Consider the following 232-nt stretch of genomic DNA (forward strand, 5'->3'; position numbering starts at 1 on the left):
GTCAAGTTTGGATGGATTACGATAAATCATGGCAGGCTGATTGGTCTAACTTAATCTTCTGGATGGGTGTTCTGGCCGTATGTTTTACCGGCGTGCTTCTTGTTTTCTTCGAAAGGGATAGCGTTTCCGTTCTTCTTGACCTGAAGGGGAGTGAGGAGCTGGTGGTCCAGCAACAAGATTACATTTCTTACCTCTCAAAGCGAGAAAGCATTCTGCTTACTTGGCAGACGGT

The 232-nt window shown here is 46.1% G+C and carries 1 protein-coding gene; it reads left to right on the plus strand.

Features of this window, described 5'->3' with window-relative positions; all coding sequences use genetic code 11:
- Positions 1–11 precede the first annotated feature (11 nt).
- Positions 12–232 (plus strand): hypothetical protein (locus Q5L94_RS14190; protein ID WP_317498990.1); only part of this gene is annotated, 221 nt, incomplete at its 3' end.

The sequence above is a fragment of the Idiomarina sp. Sol25 genome, assembly GCF_033052775.1.
Classification (GTDB): Bacteria; Pseudomonadota; Gammaproteobacteria; order Enterobacterales; family Alteromonadaceae; genus Idiomarina.